4 protein-coding genes are annotated in these 3,757 nt (G+C 36.4%); all 4 read right to left on the bottom strand.

Features of this window, described 5'->3' with window-relative positions:
- Positions 1-428, bottom strand: a 428-nt coding sequence (locus tag Q0A12_RS16155; RefSeq protein ID WP_291293650.1) for a hypothetical protein, incomplete at its 3' end; no start/stop codon positions are given.
- Positions 429-1,012: 584 nt separating this feature from the next.
- Complete coding sequence (locus tag Q0A12_RS16150) at positions 1,013-1,369, bottom strand: hypothetical protein (RefSeq protein WP_291293649.1); 357 nt, start codon at positions 1,367-1,369, stop codon at positions 1,013-1,015.
- Positions 1,370-1,713: 344 nt separating this feature from the next.
- Positions 1,714-2,850, bottom strand: a complete 1,137-nt coding sequence (locus Q0A12_RS16145; RefSeq protein WP_291293648.1) for a site-specific integrase — start codon at positions 2,848-2,850, stop codon at positions 1,714-1,716.
- Between the two features lie 101 nt (positions 2,851-2,951).
- Positions 2,952-3,757, bottom strand: an 806-nt coding sequence (locus Q0A12_RS16140) for a hypothetical protein (protein WP_291293647.1), incomplete at its 5' end; no start/stop codon positions are given.

The raw sequence follows: 3,757 nt of genomic DNA, 5'->3' as shown, positions 1-3,757 counted from the left end.
GTTTTATTTACTTGATAATTTTCTTGAAAAGCTTCATAGGAATACAAATCCCGAGTAACTTTTCCTTCAGCAATCCCCTTTTCATACAATGTTCTGATTTTCGTTACTTCATCTTCGGTTAATTTTGGTAAAGTTGTTTGGTCAGAATCATATTTCACGTCATTTTCGTCTTCAATAGCCCAAAGAGATGTTTGAGATTCTTGCTCTGAAGAAACGACTGTAGTGAGTTCTGTTTTTTCTTCAAGAGGGCTGGTTAGTATAGGGGAACTATCGCTTGATGGTGCTATTGCCGGGGGGGAACTTGCATTTGTGGTAATAGTTGAATCCATTGTTTGCTCTTCTGAATAAGCGTTTTCAAAGAAAGCTGGACTAACGATTAGCATAGAGAGAAGGGAGTAGATGATGCATGATTTTTTCATTTCATTCACACCTTTCTAAGTCTAAAAACTTAAATTGTATAAATAATAGATATAAGTGGAAATTAACACTTATGATATAAAAAAACAACTTACGCTTTTGTCACATGATTATTAAACAAGCGAAAAAGGATATCGCGCTAAGACAACTTTTGACTCAGAATCAATGGGAGTTATTTTCCTTCTTCCTCTTTTTCCCCGCGGACTGCTGGACTTTTCTTACTTCTAATTCAGTAGGTTAAAGCAGACGACTCATTAACCGTCTTGTCGTAGTCTCGATTCCTACAAGGCACATAAAAAGCTCCTTACTCAAGTTAGAGTAGGGAGCTTTTTTCATTCGAGAACCGAACTAAAGGGTCCTCGATATTTTTAACACTCGTATCTTCGAAACTACACCTTTCATTGACTTGACATTGATCGCCTCCATAGTTTTGTACATAGTAATTAAAATCAGTTTTCCCTTAAAGTAAGTTTGACATAAAACTCTACGCATGTTGTACCGTAAAGGCACTCCTGCGATTCAGATATACTGTTAGGAAATTCCTGTGCAAACTTCGAATAGGAGATGTAACCTTGTACGTATTGACTAATTATATTTATGAGAGATCAAACCATTCCAGTTCCCCAGCGTAAAACTCTACATTTCGAATTTCCTCGCATTCAATGAATGTAGAATCAATATAAATACCTATTTCATCATGTCCAGATAAGTGACTTGTGATGTCCGGCATGAATTTATCATTTTTTGTATAGTTAAGCTGGACAGCAATCTTATTATTTTTCAAAAGAGCCTCGTGAAGGCCACAGCCAGTCTCGTCAACGTCCATTTCTGGCTTGGGTGAACTGTAAGCTCGTTCCTCTACAACTTTATTTACACTTGTTGTATGTTCCGATAAAAAGAATCCCATCCATTTTAATTTTTTCCGGTCCTCGTAAGGTTTAAACATTCCCATAATCATCACTCCTCAAGAAAAACATGCGAACGTTTGCACTGTTTGTAAAGCGAACAGAAATTAAGAAATTCGATCTAGGAAAAGCGAGGGAAAAAATCGATTTGAAGGTGATAATTGACCACTATTTGATCACCGTTTGACCACCAAAAAGGAAAAAACACGAAAACCTTTCTTATAATTAGAATACAAAAAAAGTGGTAGAAACCTTTTTAAATCAAGGCTTTTACCACTTAGGAAAAACTACAAAAATCTTATCGATTTTAGTCTATGGAGATGGCGGGAGTCGGTAAAATGCTGATATTATAATGCTTTCAGCTTTTTGACTACCAAATTGACTACCAAAATTAAAAATCCACATAAGTATTGAATCTATTCGCCAGCTGTTCTTTTGCAGTTTTTGAAACGTGAGTATACACATCCATCGTGGTTTGAATATCAGAATGACCTAATCGTGATTGAACATCTTTGATAGATGCCCCGGCTTCAAATAGGAGGGAAGCGTGGGTGTGACGAAAACCGTGTATTGAAATCTGTTTAAAATCTTCGGGTAATTTTTTCATTGTGACTAAGTACCATTTTCTGGGTTTCGCAGGTGAAAGAATTCCACCGTCTTCACTTTGGAAGATTAAACCATCCGTAGATTCCTTTTTGAACTCCTTTAATATAGCGATCGTTTTGTCATCTAATGAAATCCTACGAATAGAAGAAGGAGTTTTTGGAGTTTGAATATAAAGTCCGCTAGCGCTTCTTGATACGGCTTTATTAATGTTGAGTGTTTGATTTTTGAAATCAATGTCAGTCCATTTTAGCGCTAGTGATTCACCTTTTCGTATGCCGGTGAAAGCCAAGAGACGAAAGTAAACATATGCTCTAAAATTGCTATCACTTTCTAAAGCTGCCATAAATTGTTTTAACTCTTCTTTATCATAGAAGTTTAAATCCTTATCCTCGGTTACTTCTTTTTTTCTAACAGGTTTCTTTATTACCTTAGTTGGATTCATGTTGATCAGCTGCATACGAATGGCGTAGTCGAAAACTAGACCAGCATAATTCATGACCATGCTTGCTCGAACCAATTTTTTATGCCAAATATTCATTTGGTTTTGTACATCCATAGGCTTTATTTCTAGAATGTTTTTTTCACCAAATGCAGGAAGTATATGATTCTTAAAAACACGTTCGGTCTTTAAAAGAGTTGAGGCTTTAACTGTTGATTTGTATTCCTCATACCATAAGTCATATATTTCTTCATACGTTTGAATCTCGGGCTCCTCAGCAACCTCTTGTTTTTGCATACCATTTACTTCTAAATCAGCTATTGCTAAACGAGCTTCTCTTGTTGTCTTAAAACCACGCCTTGTTGTGCGAATTGGCTTTCCTGTATCTGGGTCTGTCCCTAGGTACAGTTGAAACATATAAGCTTTTTCGCCATTCTTTTTGATGTACTCTTTTATTCGGATATCTTGCTCTTTCCTAGCCAATTGCTTCAACTCCTAGAATTTGTTACAATAGGCGTAACCTATTGGTTATTTTCTGTTTGCACGCCCCCTGACTATCAGGAAAGAGGGGCGTGTTTTTTTGTTTAATTTAATTCAAATGAATCAACTACTACTCCGGGAACAGTTATTTCTCCACCTAAAGTAGAAGTATAAGTGTATTCTCCATAAGAGGTGCCTCTGATAGTAATATAGTCATCTTCTAGAAGACGATTGTTTGATAGTTGATCTTCCGATATTTCAATATACAGTACTTGGTCATAATTATCGTCAACTGCAAAACGGAACTGAGAGTGTTCTTCACCTTTCATCACTTGAATTATTCTTCCAGAAAACTTAACTTTTTCAGCTAAATAAGTATCAGGGTTTCTCGCTAAGTTTTCGTATGTGATTCCAGTATCATAACTAGCTCTTTCTTCTTCGGCAGCTTTTCTTGCAGCCTCTTCAGCCTCTTTTTTTTGTTTTTCAGCAGCTTCTTTTTCCGCTTGTTCTTTCGCTGCTGCTTCTTCAGCAGCTTTTTTATCAGCTTCTTCTTTCTCTTGCTGTTGTTTCTTTCTAGTTGCTTCGGCCTCTGCAGCAACTTTCTCTAATGTCGCCTTTGACTTTACAATCACTGTTTTCGTTTCTTTTCCATTTGATACTTCGTATGTGGTATCTTCCGTTTCTGGAAGTGGAGCTGTCATGCTAAATGAACCAGAGGCTGTTGGTTCTATTTCTTTTACTAATTCATTGCCTTGATTTACAGTGATTTTACTTTCTGGATCAGCTTTTCCAGATAAGTTAAAATTGTTGTTTTCCAAGTAATGTTGAGGTTGGTATACACTAAACTCAATTACTTCTTCTTTGCTAGAGGATACGGCAATCGTTGACGAAGAACTAGATTCTTCAACAT

The organism is Enterococcus sp. (assembly GCF_022711995.1).
In the GTDB taxonomy this organism is placed as follows: Bacteria; Bacillota; Bacilli; order Lactobacillales; family Enterococcaceae; genus Enterococcus_D.
This window is presented reverse-complemented; position numbering and strand designations above follow the sequence as displayed.

What these genes read in the sequence shown, in the direction of transcription:
- Q0A12_RS16150 (WP_291293649.1), bottom strand. Translation starts at nt 1,369, where the DNA reads ATGGGAATGTTTAAACCTTACGAGGACCGGAAAAAATTAAAATGGATG.